General features: G+C 64.6%; 14 protein-coding genes. 5 read left to right on the top strand and 9 right to left on the bottom strand.

Annotated features, from left to right (window positions below; translation table 11 throughout):
- Window positions 1–15: 15 nt before the first annotated feature.
- The 8 genes from VGD28_RS04515 to VGD28_RS04480 form a co-directional block, all read right to left on the bottom strand.
- The gene (locus VGD28_RS04515) at window positions 16–723 is read right to left on the bottom strand and encodes a lytic transglycosylase domain-containing protein (protein WP_331027134.1); all 708 of its coding nucleotides are present in this window, start codon (window positions 721–723) and stop codon (window positions 16–18) included.
- The gene (locus VGD28_RS04510) at window positions 723–1,067 is read right to left on the bottom strand and encodes a DUF736 domain-containing protein (protein WP_331027133.1); all 345 of its coding nucleotides are present in this window, start codon (window positions 1,065–1,067) and stop codon (window positions 723–725) included. Before VGD28_RS04510 ends, VGD28_RS04515 begins: the two co-directional genes overlap by 1 nt.
- Window positions 1,064–1,648 (bottom strand): S26 family signal peptidase, encoded by a 585-nt coding sequence (locus VGD28_RS04505; protein ID WP_331027132.1) that lies wholly within the window; start codon window positions 1,646–1,648, stop codon window positions 1,064–1,066. The genes VGD28_RS04510 and VGD28_RS04505 overlap by 4 nt, the downstream gene beginning before the upstream one ends.
- The gene (locus tag VGD28_RS04500) at window positions 1,645–2,175 is read right to left on the bottom strand and encodes a DUF2840 domain-containing protein (protein WP_331027131.1); all 531 of its coding nucleotides are present in this window, start codon (window positions 2,173–2,175) and stop codon (window positions 1,645–1,647) included. The genes VGD28_RS04505 and VGD28_RS04500 overlap by 4 nt, the downstream gene beginning before the upstream one ends.
- Window positions 2,172–2,447, bottom strand: a complete 276-nt coding sequence (locus tag VGD28_RS04495; protein ID WP_136943387.1) for a helix-turn-helix transcriptional regulator — start codon at window positions 2,445–2,447, stop codon at window positions 2,172–2,174. Before VGD28_RS04495 ends, VGD28_RS04500 begins: the two co-directional genes overlap by 4 nt.
- Before the next feature lie 121 nt (window positions 2,448–2,568).
- A complete protein-coding gene (locus VGD28_RS04490) occupies window positions 2,569–3,339 on the bottom strand; it encodes a DUF2285 domain-containing protein (protein ID WP_331027130.1) in 771 nt (256 codons plus the stop codon).
- 143 nt (window positions 3,340–3,482) lie between these two features.
- Window positions 3,483–3,806, bottom strand: coding sequence for a DUF736 domain-containing protein (locus VGD28_RS04485; RefSeq protein WP_331027129.1), 324 nt, complete (start codon window positions 3,804–3,806; stop codon window positions 3,483–3,485).
- A 990-nt stretch (window positions 3,807–4,796) separates the two neighbouring features.
- Window positions 4,797–4,964 carry a hypothetical protein gene (locus VGD28_RS04480; protein WP_331027128.1) on the bottom strand — a complete coding sequence of 56 codons (168 nt, stop codon included), beginning with the start codon at window positions 4,962–4,964 and terminating at the stop codon, window positions 4,797–4,799.
- Between the two features lie 541 nt (window positions 4,965–5,505).
- On the opposite strand from VGD28_RS04480, the gene VGD28_RS04475 reads away from it, so the two are divergent.
- From VGD28_RS04475 to VGD28_RS04455, 5 genes are read left to right on the top strand one after another with little or no spacing between them, the layout of a single operon-like run.
- Window positions 5,506–6,576: a phosphoribosyltransferase-like protein gene (locus VGD28_RS04475; RefSeq protein WP_331027127.1), complete on the top strand. Its 1,071-nt coding sequence runs from the start codon at window positions 5,506–5,508 to the stop codon at window positions 6,574–6,576.
- 2 nt (window positions 6,577–6,578) lie between these two features.
- Window positions 6,579–8,483, top strand: a complete 1,905-nt coding sequence (locus tag VGD28_RS04470) for a hypothetical protein (protein ID WP_331027126.1) — start codon at window positions 6,579–6,581, stop codon at window positions 8,481–8,483.
- Window positions 8,484–9,623, top strand: a complete 1,140-nt coding sequence (locus VGD28_RS04465; protein ID WP_331027125.1) for a hypothetical protein — start codon at window positions 8,484–8,486, stop codon at window positions 9,621–9,623.
- The gene (locus tag VGD28_RS04460) at window positions 9,620–11,599 is read left to right on the top strand and encodes an HAD hydrolase family protein (protein ID WP_331027124.1); all 1,980 of its coding nucleotides are present in this window, start codon (window positions 9,620–9,622) and stop codon (window positions 11,597–11,599) included. Before VGD28_RS04465 ends, VGD28_RS04460 begins: the two co-directional genes overlap by 4 nt.
- Complete coding sequence (locus VGD28_RS04455; RefSeq protein WP_331027123.1) at window positions 11,580–12,521, top strand: PfkB family carbohydrate kinase; 942 nt, start codon at window positions 11,580–11,582, stop codon at window positions 12,519–12,521. The genes VGD28_RS04460 and VGD28_RS04455 overlap by 20 nt, the downstream gene beginning before the upstream one ends.
- Here VGD28_RS04455 and VGD28_RS04450 read toward each other — a convergent pair.
- The gene (locus VGD28_RS04450) at window positions 12,518–12,997 is read right to left on the bottom strand and encodes an NADAR family protein (protein WP_331027122.1); all 480 of its coding nucleotides are present in this window, start codon (window positions 12,995–12,997) and stop codon (window positions 12,518–12,520) included. The genes VGD28_RS04455 and VGD28_RS04450 overlap by 4 nt on opposite strands.
- Between the last annotated feature and the right edge of the window lie 39 nt (window positions 12,998–13,036).

Genomic DNA, 13,036 nt, shown 5'->3' with positions numbered 1-13,036 from the left:
ACGCGCGAAGCCAAGTCATTGCCGAGCGCCGGTCCGGGCAACGAAGATCGCGTCCCCCGGCGATCGCGACGGTCGCGCGTCGCGCTTGTCGATCGGCGCGGCAGGCGGTGCTGGCGGCGCGTCGCCGACCGTTCTGAGCGCCGCATCCGCACGTCCCACGAACAATTCGCCGCGCATCCACGCATCGGGATCGGGTGTAACGGGCGGCGAAACGGGCACGTTGCCGAGCGGCGCCGACGATAGTCTGGCGACATAAGCGAGCGTCTCCGCAGGCAGTCGCCGTGCGCCCCGGCGATACGCTTCGTAGCGGCCGGGACCTGCATTATAGGCGGCAAGGAAGCCCGGATCGCCGTAGCGATCGAGCAGTTCGCGCAGATAGGCGGTGCCGGCGGTGATGTTATCGCAAGGGTCGAACGGATCGGCGCCCAGCGCATAGCGAAGGCGCAGCTCCGCCCAGGTGTCGGGCATCAACTGCATCAGTCCCATCGCGCCTTTTGGCGACACCGCGCGCACCATGAAATTGCTTTCGGCCGCGATCACCGAGTGGATCAGGCCCTCGGGAATCGCGAAGCGAGCGGAGGTGCGCGCGATCGCTTCGGCGAGCGGCACGGCCGGCCCGCAACGCGCAGCGAGGGGCCGGGACTGCGCAGCCGCGTCGTTCGCGAACCCGCCCGCGACGACGGCGCAGGCGACCGCCAGGCTGCAGGCCAGCGCGCGCCGCATCACGCTTCGCTGCTGTCGCGGCGGCGCTGGGGGCGCTGCCAGAAGAGCAAATGCGGCTGCCCTTCGATGCCTGGACGAAAGAGATTGGCACGGATCGGGCGCGGGAATTGCGGATCGTCGATGACGACCGCGACGTAGGCGCCGGCGCGTTCGCCGGTGCGCTTCCATGCCGCGCCGACCTCGGGTCCGTCGGCATCCTCATCGGCATGGACCCGGTAGTCGGGCGCGTTCCTGCTCTCACTCGGCGTCGCGGGAACAAGGGTCAATGCCACATCGATTCCGAGCGTCACCAGCCGCCCGGAAAAGCCGTCGCCGCGCACATGAAATTCACCGATCTTGATCATCTCGAAGGTCCTTTCGTCTCCGGATTGGGAGCGGGCTGCCCGCTGATCCGCGCAGCTTCGGGACCCTCGCCGGCGGTGCCGGGGAGCCACAAAGGCGTCAGGATCGCGGTGATCGAGCGGGCGGCGACTGGCCCGAAATAGCGCCCGTCGAAGCTGCTGGCGGACGCGGGATTGAGGAGCAGGACTTCGCCATCCTGCAGCGTCCAGCAGCCGGACCAGACCGGCAAGGGGCGGCCGTTGCGGTCATGCGAGCGCGCCTCGGCGACCGGCGTCCCGTCGATCGAGACGCGCGCACCGAAGCGGCAGACCGTCTGTCCCGCGGTTGCCGCGACATGCTTCAGCATGGGCACGCCGGGCGGCAAATAGCCCCGTTCGGCCATCAGCCGGGCAACCGCCGCAGGCGCATGCACGGCGACAAGATCGCCGCGGCGCACGCCGGCCGGCGAGCGCGCCGCGTAGAGCCCAATGGGCACGCTGGCGCTCGCGTTCCAGACGAGGCGGGGCGCGGGGCGGACGAGCGCCGGCGCGACGACGGCGCCAATGGCGCAATAGCCGGCGACGAGGATCGTGAAGCGCTTCATGCGCCGAGCTCCCGGCGCAGCAGCCAGGCGCAATGACGGTCGCGCGAATAGGCGCGGGGGCGATGACCGGCGATCAGGCGGTTGTGCGCGTGGCGCCAATAATCGTGCGACACCGCGGCCGGATCGATGCCGAGATCCTCGACGGCATCGATCGTCGCGAGGCCGGCGCGCACGCGCGGCCAGCCGCCGAGATGCAGCAGCAACTCGCCGCCCGGCGTGACGCACGGCAGCGTCGAATAGCCCTCGCCCGGGGCGACCGCGCGCACGATGTCGAGCCGCGACTGGACCGTACCGTAATCGTTCGAGGCCCAGCGCACGAAGGCGAAGACGCTGTTCGCCGCGAACGTCAGCAGGCGGCGCCGACGATCCAGAACCTGGTCGAGGATAGGCGTCCCGAAGCGGATCCAGCGCTCGGTTGCCTGCTCGATCCAGGTCAGTTCGACCGTGGTTGTCCCCGTCGCGGGACAGCGTTGTACCGATGCGGGGACAACGCCGCGCGCGGCAGCAAGGCCGGAGCCGCCGCTCATCGCCGCACCGCGCCCTTGCGCTCGAGCAAGGCGGGATCGATCGGCTTGGCCGGATGCACGGTGCCCACGCCACGATCCGAAGTCGAGCGGCGAACGCCCTGCTCGGCCCAGCTGACCAGATCCTCGACGGCATAGACGACCCGGGCGCCAAGCTTGCGGTAGACCGGGCCGGTGCCATAGCAGCGATGCTTCTCGAGCGTGCGCGCGGAGAGGCCGAGCAGCAATGCGGCATCGGGCGTGCGCAGCAGACGCTGGGCTGGTTCTGCGGTCATCGAGGCTCTCCGGGCGATGGCCCGGCAAGCGCGGCGGGCCCGTTCCAATCACGGGCTTGGAATGGCGGGCGAAGGCGGGGCGAAGGGAGCGGTCGAACCGGCTCCCTCGATTATGTCGCCCTCAGGGTTTGAGCAGGTCGCGATAGCCGCCGGCGGCGAGATGCCGCGCCTCGGCGAGCAGGCGCTGGACGCGCCGCCGCTCGCCCGTCGCCTTCCATGCGGTCGCGTCGGTTCCGGCGAGCCAGGGATAGACGATCCCGGTGCCGATCTCGCGGTTGCCTGCACCCGCAAGCGACGCATCGAGGACGCGCAGGAGCAGCGCCAATCGCTGGTGCTGAAGCACGCTGGGGCGAAGCGCCGCGGCGGGCTCGGCAACCGCCAGCCCTGCGATCATGCGCCGCGCCGCATCGCACGCGGCGGCGCGAAGCGCATCGCCGAGCGGCGGCAGGAGGATCGCCAAGCGAGCATCAGGCTCGGGCGCAAACAGGCGCAAACGGTGCCGCACGCCGTCGCGATCGACGACGATATTGCGCGCTTGAGCGTCGCCGAATTCCGCGCAGGGCCGCAGGTCGGGAAGCGGCGCGGCGCCTGAAAGGTGCGGCGCCGGCACGAGCGAGACGATCTGCGAGGCCGCCTCCGCGCGCCAGATCGCGGGCGTCGCGCGCACCAGACGCGCGGGATCGAAGAATGCGCAGAGGCCCCATCGATGCGCTTCGTCCAGCGATTCCGCGCTCGTTCCCGTTGCACCCAGCCGTGCCCGGGCAGCGCGATAGGCCGCATTCCGCCGCAGGAACTCCTGCGCGAAATCGGCGCGATCGTGCTTCGCGACGCCGGCGGATTGCGCCGGTAAAGGCGGGCGGATGGCGACGGCAAGCGCTCCGGGCCGGGACAATTCCCGGCCTGAGGCTCGCCAGCCGCGAGGCAGTCTCGAAGACCCGAACTCGCCGCACCCTTGTCCGCTCGAGGGGACAGCCAGCCAATCAAAGCAAGCATGCGAAAGGCGCCCCGCCGGTCGGCGGGGCGCCTTGGTTCGGATCAGTCGTTGCTGCCGCGGCGCGGGCGCGACCAGATCAGGCTGTGGGTGTCGCCGCCTTCGTCGGCGAAGAGGTTGGCGTAGATGGGAGCGGTGAAGCTGGGATCGTCGAGCTTGACCGCGAGATAGTCCCGCTGCTCGGCGGAGGTCTTCGCCCAGGCGGCACCGATCTCCGCGCGGCCGACATAGACCCGGTGGGTGGGCGCGTTCTCGTTCGGGCGATTGTCTTCCGGAACGATCCGGACGCCCTTGGCCTGGACGCTGAGAGTCACGATCGAGCCCTGGAATTCCTCGCCGACCTTCTTGAAGCTGCCGATGTTCGCCATGTTCCTATCCTTCGATTTCTCGAGCCGCCCGATGCGGTCCCGATGGCGTCGAAAGGCCGGTTGCGATGCCGCCGCAGCGTCAGCCCGCAGCGAAGCGGAGGACTGCGAAGCGAAGTTTCTTGCCTCGCGAGGAATGGGCGCCAGCCCAGGGGAAGAAACTTCAAGCGCAGCAGTTGCGGCAAGGCATTCGAGGCGCAGCCGTCATCCGGCCAGACCGCCATGTACCGAGACCCCGGGGCGGCTCGGATCAAAGGACGGACCGGCGACCGATCAGCGTGAAGGCAACGAGGTGATCAGGCGATCCGACCGATCAGTGCCATGCCGGGCACGCCGCACCCGGATATCGCCACCGGGAAATGCGCTGCCTCGTCGATCCCGGCGCGGGACCCGGGACGCGAGCTACAACCACCGAAAGCAGCGTCAACTTCGCGTCTGCCGATCTCTCAGCATCCGCTTCCTGGCACCGCCGCCCGAACGGGAAGCGGAAGCCCGCCCCAGCGTGAACGCGCATGCATCCGGCCGAATCCCTACCCGAACCCGGTGCGCCGCCGATCGCGGAGCGCCGCCAGGCGCGTCCGATCGGCGCCGCCAACCGTCGCAGGCGGGCAGCCGCCGCGCAGCGGCCAACAAACAGGCACTCTCGCCAAAGGCCGGTCGGCAGGGCGGCGTGCGCGCGGGCCTGTGGGCCAGCCGCCGCCCTGACCCCCGGCCGTGCGAGTGTGCGACGCGGCAAACCAGGGCGCGCGACCTCTGGCGGCGCCGCAGGCGGCGCCAGTGTGCGCACCGCTGATCCCCGCGTTCCGCTTCATCATCAGCGTTTCCCCGATGTCGCCTGTGAGATTGCCAATCCCGGTGCGCTAGACGATGCCAGATCTGATCTGAGAACTCGTGGCACCCAGGCGTGTTGACCACACCCGCGCCGCCCGGTCACTTCGTCAAGAAGGCGGACCCTCGCGGAGGCGCACAGCGGCGAAGCTGCTCCGCGCGCGATCAGCGCGCGAAGGGATCATATTCGCGGACGATGGACGCAGGATCGCCATCATATTCCTCGGCCTCGGCGACGCCGAAATCGCGACCTTCGGTTTGGAACACCACGACGATCTTCATGAGCGTATGGGCGAGGCTCCAAGCGTTCTTCTGAGCGAGGATGAGCGGCATTTCGAAGCTCCTGTCCGGGAGCGGGGACCGCCCCCGCTCGACAGGCGCCCGAAGTGTTCGGCGCACGGCCGCAATCACCGCGCAGGTGCAGCCAAGCGGCCGCACGCGAAGCGTAAGCGGACCCTTTACGGGTTGATGGCGTCAGGCCGTGCGCTGGACCAAGGAAGTGCCTCCAAGAGCGGGGTGGGTCGCGATCAGGACGGTCCGAAGTTTCAGCTAAGCCCGATGTCCGGTTGTCGACGGACTGATGCTCTGAAGCCGATCGCGCAATTCTCACGTGTAACGTAAGTTGGTCCCCAAGAGCCGGATCGTGCTGAGTACGGGGGACGATCCGCGAGTTCGCGAGGCCAGATGCCAAAACGGATCATTTCGACCTCACGCGTGACGCAAAAGCTTTGTCCAGGTTGAACAACTCGCTAGGAATTCACCGAGGGGAGGATGCCATGCACGCGACTGAGCTCGAGCATGCCGCTATGTGGGGCCGATGAATTCGCTAGGTCTGCGCCTGATTGCGCAAATTATGAATTGGACTGACGACGGCGTGGCAACGGCCGAGTACAACTGGCTAAGGCTGATGGCCTCGACGAAATATGACGGCTACAGCGATTTTCGAGCCGGATCCCGTTTCATCGAAAATCTAGCTATCTGGCTGAAGCAGTTTGATGTGAACGATCGCCAGACGGCTTATGATTTTATCAAGCATCGGCTCGTCTATATTTCCAATGCCGAGCTCTACCGTGCGATTGAGGCCTTCTATCCAGAAACAGTGACTCCGCACCTGCGGCGTCTCGCGGCCCAGCAGGCGAGCATTCAGCCCCACGAAGTCTGGGGGAGCAGCGACGGAGTGGCCGCCTTCAAGCGGATTCGACGACGCTCGCTCTTTATCGGCATGAGCGACGGCAGTCGCATCGACATCATGCGGCGCGCGAACAGCGGCCGCATCACCCAAGAGCAGGTTGTGCCCATGATGAACATCGGCACCGAGAAATGGCTCGATCTTGCCAAGAAGATCAAGGAAACCAACGCGGGCGACGAGCTGTTCGAGCATGTCTATCTGATCGACGATTTCACCGCATCAGGCACAACTTTCATTCGCTACAAGGGCGGCGAGTGGAAGGGCAAGTTACAGAAATTCAACGACATGCTGATTGGGGCGCGCAAGGCAGTCGAGGAACTGGGCAAGACCTTCCCAATCGTCGAAAATTACGCTCTGCACATTCACCATTATGTTTCGACCACCCAAGCGCACGAAGCCCTTAAGGAACGCACAGAACAAGCAAATCGCGAGTGGGCGGGGCGCACGTTCGGTTCGATCGAAGTGACCCAAGGGACGTTGCTGCCCGCCTCACTCAAGCTCGCTCCGGGGCGCGACGACGCTATCATCGCGCTGTGCGAGAAATATTATAATCACGATCTCTATCTGCGGCTTGTGGAGCACGCTGGAGAGGCGGAGCAGACCGACCTGAAGATGGGCTATGCAAACTGCGCCTTACCGCTCATCCTTGAGCACAACACGCCCAATAACAGTATTCCGCTGCTTTGGGCGGAAACGACCAATGAAAACGGGCATGCCATGCAGCCGTTATTCCGCCGGCGTGATAGGCACGGCTAACCATGGCAAACCCGTTCCTCCGCCGCGCCACAGAATATATCCGTGATGACACCGCATTTTTGGAAATCGTGAGCCCGGCGCCGCTCACCACCTTCCTTGCCGATCATCCGCGCAAGGCCGACATCTTCGACCTGCCCATCCGTATCGTCGGCGCGCCAGGCAGCGGTAAGACAATGCTGGCTATGCTTGCCGAATTTCGGCTGGTCGAGACGATCCTGCGCGATCCCAGCAACGAGACGAATAAGCAGCTCAGCGTCGCACTGGCCGGGGCGGGATTTTTGGACGATGGAAAGCCTGGGGTCGCGGCGGTCCGCATCCCGATGGAGTCGGAATATCGCGACTTCTGGGAACTGCCTTACGAAGATAGCGTCAAGACCAAGCTCGCCCTCTGGCTGGTCCAGGCGCGCACCATGTTAGCTTTGCTGCGCGGCCTCACCAATGACGGCCATCGGCGGCTCGAGGACATTCGCTTCATCGCTCGCGACGCTTCGGAGGCCCAGCTCGAGCAGATCGGCGGATTGACCGCGGCTGGCATCCGTGACCGTGCGCTCGAAGTGCAGCGGGCCATCTATTCGATCGGGGCAAGTCTTCTGCCGCCCGACATCGACAAATTGCCGAAGGCCGCGACCGATCCTTATCAGCCCTTCGAGTGTATTCAGGAGATCGACATTCCGTGGATGGGGCAGCGCCTGACTGTCAAGCCGCTCGCCATTCTCGACGACGTTCACGCACTCCATCCTGATCAGTTCGAACAGATCTTCACCGCGCTCGCCAGGCGGGAGATCAGGTTCGGACGTTGGCTGATGATGCGGCTCGACGCGCTAAGCCCCAACGCCGTGTTCCGGTCAGCACACAGCGTGGCCACACATAATCTCAAGCCGGATCGCGACTATGTCGACATCTTCATGCAGGGCGGTGAGAGCCGCGACAAGGAACGCCGCCGCTTCCGCGACATGGCTGCCGATATGGCAGATCGCTACCTCCCGCGTGTCACCGCTTTTCGGAATCGCAACTTGCCGCCGTTCCGCAGGCTCGTTCCCGACGAACCGCCGCGTCTGTCGGAGGCGAAGTTGCGCGAACTCGAGGCTCTCTTGGAGCGCGACCAGCGGCGCTTCGACGTCACGCCTGCGCGCCGCACCTCGATTGAGGGCTTGGTCACCTCTTATCTCGCCGGTACGCAATCGGGCGACCGCGAGCGCGAAGTTGGGCTAGCCATGGTCCGCGTCCTGATGGCGCGCTACGCCAATCGAGTGTCGGACCAGCAGGTGTCGCTATTCGAGGACTTCGATCCTGAACCGCGGACTCCGCTCAAGGCGAACGCGGCCGTCGCCGAGGCTGCCCGGCTGCACCTTCAGGCATTGAGCGGGCGTGCCTTCCACTATGGGTTCGAGACGCTGTGCGACGCCAGCAACGAAAACGCCGAACTGTTCCTCCAGCTTTCCGGTGCATTGGTTGCTCGGATGGAAACCCAGGCGATCCGGGGAAGGACGCTGACGTTGCCGGCAGCAGCGCAACAGGATGTGTTGCGCGACAAAGCGGTCGAGATCATGGATGGATGGGCCTTTCCGTTCGCACGCCATGTCCGAGCGATGGTCGACGGCATCGCGGCAGATTGTCGCGAAGTTTCCTTGCTGCCGCACGCACGTCTCGGCGCCGGCGCGAACGCGGTCGGCGTCTTAGAGGAAGAGATGGGCAAACTCCTTCTTTCGAACGACGAACTTGCTCTCATCCTGAAATATGCCGTCGCTCACGGCGCAATCGAGGTCACCCGCGACTATGGCCAGGGTAGCAAGAACTGGTGTCTCATCGAGCTCAGCGGCGTCGTTGCCCTTTCGCATGGGCTGACGTTGCGCCGAGGCGGCTTTCTCGAGCGCGACATCACTTATCTGCGCGAGAAGGGAGCGTAGATGGCGCACGACCACTGGGAAAATTGCGTCGCCCATTTCGATGCACAGGTGGATGTTTTCGCCGCGGAATATTTCGGGCGGCCGGACGTTCATTGCGTGCTGGTCGCAGCCGCTGGCTTCGATCCTCGCTCGCTCGGCATCGCGACGCTGCTCGCGGGGCATCTCGGTGACCGGCTCTCCGGCCTGTTCGTCCGCGAGGAGCGCGGCACGCCCGAGGCAAGCCTGGTTACGGCGGCCGACCAGAATGCGGAGCAGCTGAGAGCGCTGGTGCCAGGCTGCGAGATTGCTTCGGTAGACATCTTCGGCGACGACAATGCCCCGATCGCCGGCGCGCGCGTCGCTTCGGTAATACGCAGTCACAGCATCCCCGCTGAAACCACCGACATCGTGCTCGACATGACTGCGCTGTCGATCGGGGTCGCCTTTCCCGCTGCGCGCCTCCTGCTCGACTATTGCGAGAGCCGCGGCATCGCGTTCCACATCATGATCGCGTCTAATCCCGAGCTTGACGATGCCATCGCGAGCGAGCCTGGTGATCGCCCAATAGCGGTTCGCGGTTTCGCCGGAGTAGATCAGAGCGACGCGACACTCGATATCGCGCGCATCTGGGTGCCACAGCTTGCCAAGGGCCGCGCGGCTGCGCTCACCGATATTGGCCGCTCGATCCGCGGCACGTACAAAATTTGTCCGGTGGTGCCGTTCCCGGCGCGCGACCCGCGGCGAGCCGACGCGCTGATTGCCGAATATGAGAGCCAGCTCGTCGATGAGTGGCAGGTCGACCCGCGCGATCTCGTCTATGTCTCTGAATCCAACCCTTTGGACTGCTATCGAACCTTGAGCACCCTTGCCAGACGCTATTCGGATGCCGTCGACCAGATATTCGTGCCGTCCATCATCCTCTCACCCATCGGCAGTCGCGTGATGGCAGCCGGAGCGCTCATGGCAGCGATCGAGCATGACCTGCCGGTCCAATATATTGAGACGGTGCGCTATGATTTCGATCCGGCGAAGCCTACCGTGGTGGCGACCGCCGAGATGCGCGTTCACCTGCTGCTATCCGGGCCTGCCTATAGTGAGCTTGGCGCCGCAGCGGGCGCCGCGCCGGAAATCACTGCGCCTGTGAGCGATCCGCCGGCATGAGCCGGTTCGCCGAAAAGCTCGACACGCTGCTGCTCACCGCGCAGTTGGTCGCGGATACGGATGTAGCTGCTTTGGCCGAGGCGCTGCGCGCAGGCAGGCGCCGGCCGACAGTGGCGATCGGGTCGGGCGGCTCAGCGATCGCCGCGCATTTTTTCGCGCGGTGCCGCGAAACGCTGTTCGAAGCCGCGACCGAGGTCGCGACCCCAGCCGAGTTCGTGCTCGCCAATAACGATCTCGGTCAAAGCGACGTCTGGCTGTTCAGCGCCGGCGCCGACAACGCCGACAGCATCGCCAGCGTGATCGCCGCCCGGGCCCGTGGTGCTGCGCATATTCGTTTGCTGACGCGTAATCCCGCGGGCGTCGCGGCTGGTGCGTTGGCTGGCAATCCAGGCAACATGGTGGTCAACATTCCCGTCGCCGAAGCGAAGGACGGTTTTCTGGCTACCCATTCGCTGGTCGGCTCGGTCCTCGCGTTGTTGTTCGCGAGTGACTTGGTAACGGTCGATCCTTGGGGAGATGAGCTCCGTGCTGCCGTGATGGAACGCCTGCGGGAGCGGGTGCATCCATCGACTCGGGAGGCCGTGCGGGCGCGATTCTCGGACGTCCGAAGCGACGATCTGCTGCTGCTGATTGCCGATCCTCAGTTGCGCGCTGTCGCCGAGCTGATCGAAACTTCTGTCTGGGAGGCCGCGCTATGCCCGGTCCAGCGCACCGACATTCGTAACTTTGCCCACGGTCGCCACACTTGGCTACATCATCGCGAGGAGCGTACCGTCGTCCTGGCACTAATTAGCGAAGATGGGCGCGATATTTGGGCGCGTATGGAGCCTTTGCTGCCGGCGGCACTGCGTCCTCAACTCTTCGATTTCGGCAATGCGGGGCGTCTACGCACCGCAATCGGGATTGTCGAAGGCCTAGTGATAGTCGAAGCGATCGGGACAGCAACCGGCATCGACCCGGGAAAACCAGGCATCGGCGATTTTGGACGGGGCCTGTATGAGGAGGACGGTTTGCTCGCGCTAGCGCAGCAGTTCGGGCCAGCGGTCCGGCACAAGCGCGCGGCCGCGCTTGAGCGCGATACCTTGAGCGATGATCATAGTTGTGTCCGGACTGTCGGCGCGGCGCGGCGTAATGCGCTTACACAGGCCTGCGTCGGAGCACTTATTTTCGACTATGACGGTACGATCATTTCTGACGACGAGCGCTTCGGACAGCCGCGCAGCGCGATCGTTGATGAATTAATGCGCTTGGATGAGCTCGGCGTGCGCATCGCGATAGCCACCGGGCGCGGTGGATCGGGCGGCAAGGCGCTGCGGGCCGTGCTTCCGCCGAAAATGCATGAGCGCATCCTCGTCGGCTACTATAACGGCGCCTATATCCAGCCGCTCAGCGTCGACATCGAGGTGGAGCGACCGGCCTCCGATCCAGACCTTGCGGAAACCTTCGCTTGGCTCGAATCGCATCCCGAACTATTCACCGGAGCATTCGGGGGGCGGTTCAGCGACGTGCAGATTTCGATCAAGCTCGACAATATCGCTGATCCTGCAGCCTTCCCTGCCGCTTTGGGGGAAAGCCCGTGCATCGCTTCAGGCGCCGTCCGGTTCAAGCGCTCCGGCCACAGCCTCGATTTCTTCGCGGCAGGCACCAGCAAACTGACGGTCGTCGAGCGCGTGCGGCAGTCGCTGCCGGAGGAGGCCGCGACCGTGTGCGTGGGCGACAGCGGCGGGCGCGATGGTAATGACAATGAGTTGCTCTCGCACGCTCATGGGATCAGCGTCGGCACTGTCTGCGACCGCCACGATGGCTGCTGGACGCTGTTCGGCAAGACGCTCACCGGCCCCGAGGCCTTGCTCCGCCTGCTCCAAGCCTTGAAACGTGATAGTGACGGATGCGTTCGTATGGATGTGCCTTCACTGGGACTCGACAGCTTTGCCGAAATGAGTACAAATAGAGAACATGATGATCCCGCGGCCTGACACGATAGACGTCGTCGGCACCGGCTTCACGGTGCTTGATCGGCTGTACGCCGATGGGGATTTCACCGCCGAGGCGCTTGGCGGCTCGTGTGGCAATGTGCTTGTGTCGCTCGCCATGCTGCACCGGCAGGTTGCGCCGGTGCTGGCGCTAGGGCTCGATGAGATTGGAGAGCAGCTTTTCACTGAGTTTGAAATCGCAGGTGCCGATACCCGCTACATCCATCGACATCCCGGTCGCCGCTCTCCGGTTCTGCGCCAAGAACTCGACACCCATTCTGGCCAGCATAGCTTCAGCTTTACCTGCCGTGATACGTTCGAGGAATTTCCGCGCTATCAACCGATCGGGCACGAGGAACTTCAATCAGCGATGGCAGCGTTGGAGAATTGCGCACTATTTTACACCGATCGTCTCTCGCCGGCGATCCTCGATGCTATGGCACAGGCTTATCAGGGCGGTGCGATTATCTATTTCGAACCGTCCGACATTGATCATACGCTGTTTGAGGAAGCGCTCGCGATTACCAGCGTGCTCAAATATTCCTCGGATCGCCTCGGCCCTGAGCTCGACGAACTAGTCGCCGCCAGCGCCGCAATCGCGATCGTTACCTATGGCGCAGATGGTCTAGAGTTGCGGCATGGCTATGAGCGGATTTGGAGCGCGGCCTATCCCGCCGAGCGGGTGACTGACACCTGCGGGTCAGGTGATATGGTGAGCGTCGGTCTGATCGATTGGCTCCTGGCCCGCACTGGGCCGCGACTATCGGGCCTCGGCATCCATGATCTGATGGGCGGCGTAGTTGCTGGCCAGCGGCTTGCCGCGGAAAATTGCGCCTTCGCTGGTGCGCGAGGCGTGTTTCAGCAGCGCGACGCCGCCTATGTCCGTTCCATTCTGGCGCACGCGCGCCACACCTTTCCGGCTTAAGCCGCCGCCGCCACCGGCGTCTCCGCGCGTAGCTCGGCGCGCAGCTCCATCAGCAGCACGCCGAGCATATTCTTGCCGACCCCGTTGACCTCACCCCACAAGCGATTGACCTCATTGTCGACTGTCGCGCTCTCGACTAGACGTGCGTCACCGGTCGAAAGCAAGAGATTGCGCAGGTCGGGATGCTGCTGGAACTTGGCACGAAGGACCCCGCGCATCCGGTCGAACTTGCCCGTAGACCAACCCGGCGCGACATCCCAGTAATAGAGGCCGTGTGCAGCCATCGCGAGCAGGGCCGGAGACGGTGCGCTCATCAGCCAATCGCGCACCGCCTTCTTGCGCGGTTTCCCTGCCTGGTAGGCGTGCTCACTCGTGGCGAAGCGCTCGCCCTCAAATTCGATTTCGCGACGATAGAGGTTGCTGAACGCGCCATAGGGCTTCTCGCTGGCTCGATAGAAGCGGATCTCATCTGCCATCACGCACCCTCTTGCAAATCTGCATAATTAGCTACATGC

It is taken from the genome of Sphingomonas sp. (genome assembly GCF_036402235.1).
Lineage (GTDB): Bacteria > Pseudomonadota > Alphaproteobacteria > Sphingomonadales > Sphingomonadaceae > Sphingomonas.
The sequence above is the reverse complement of the archived record's forward strand: the minus strand, read 5'-3'. Positions and strand labels throughout refer to the sequence as shown.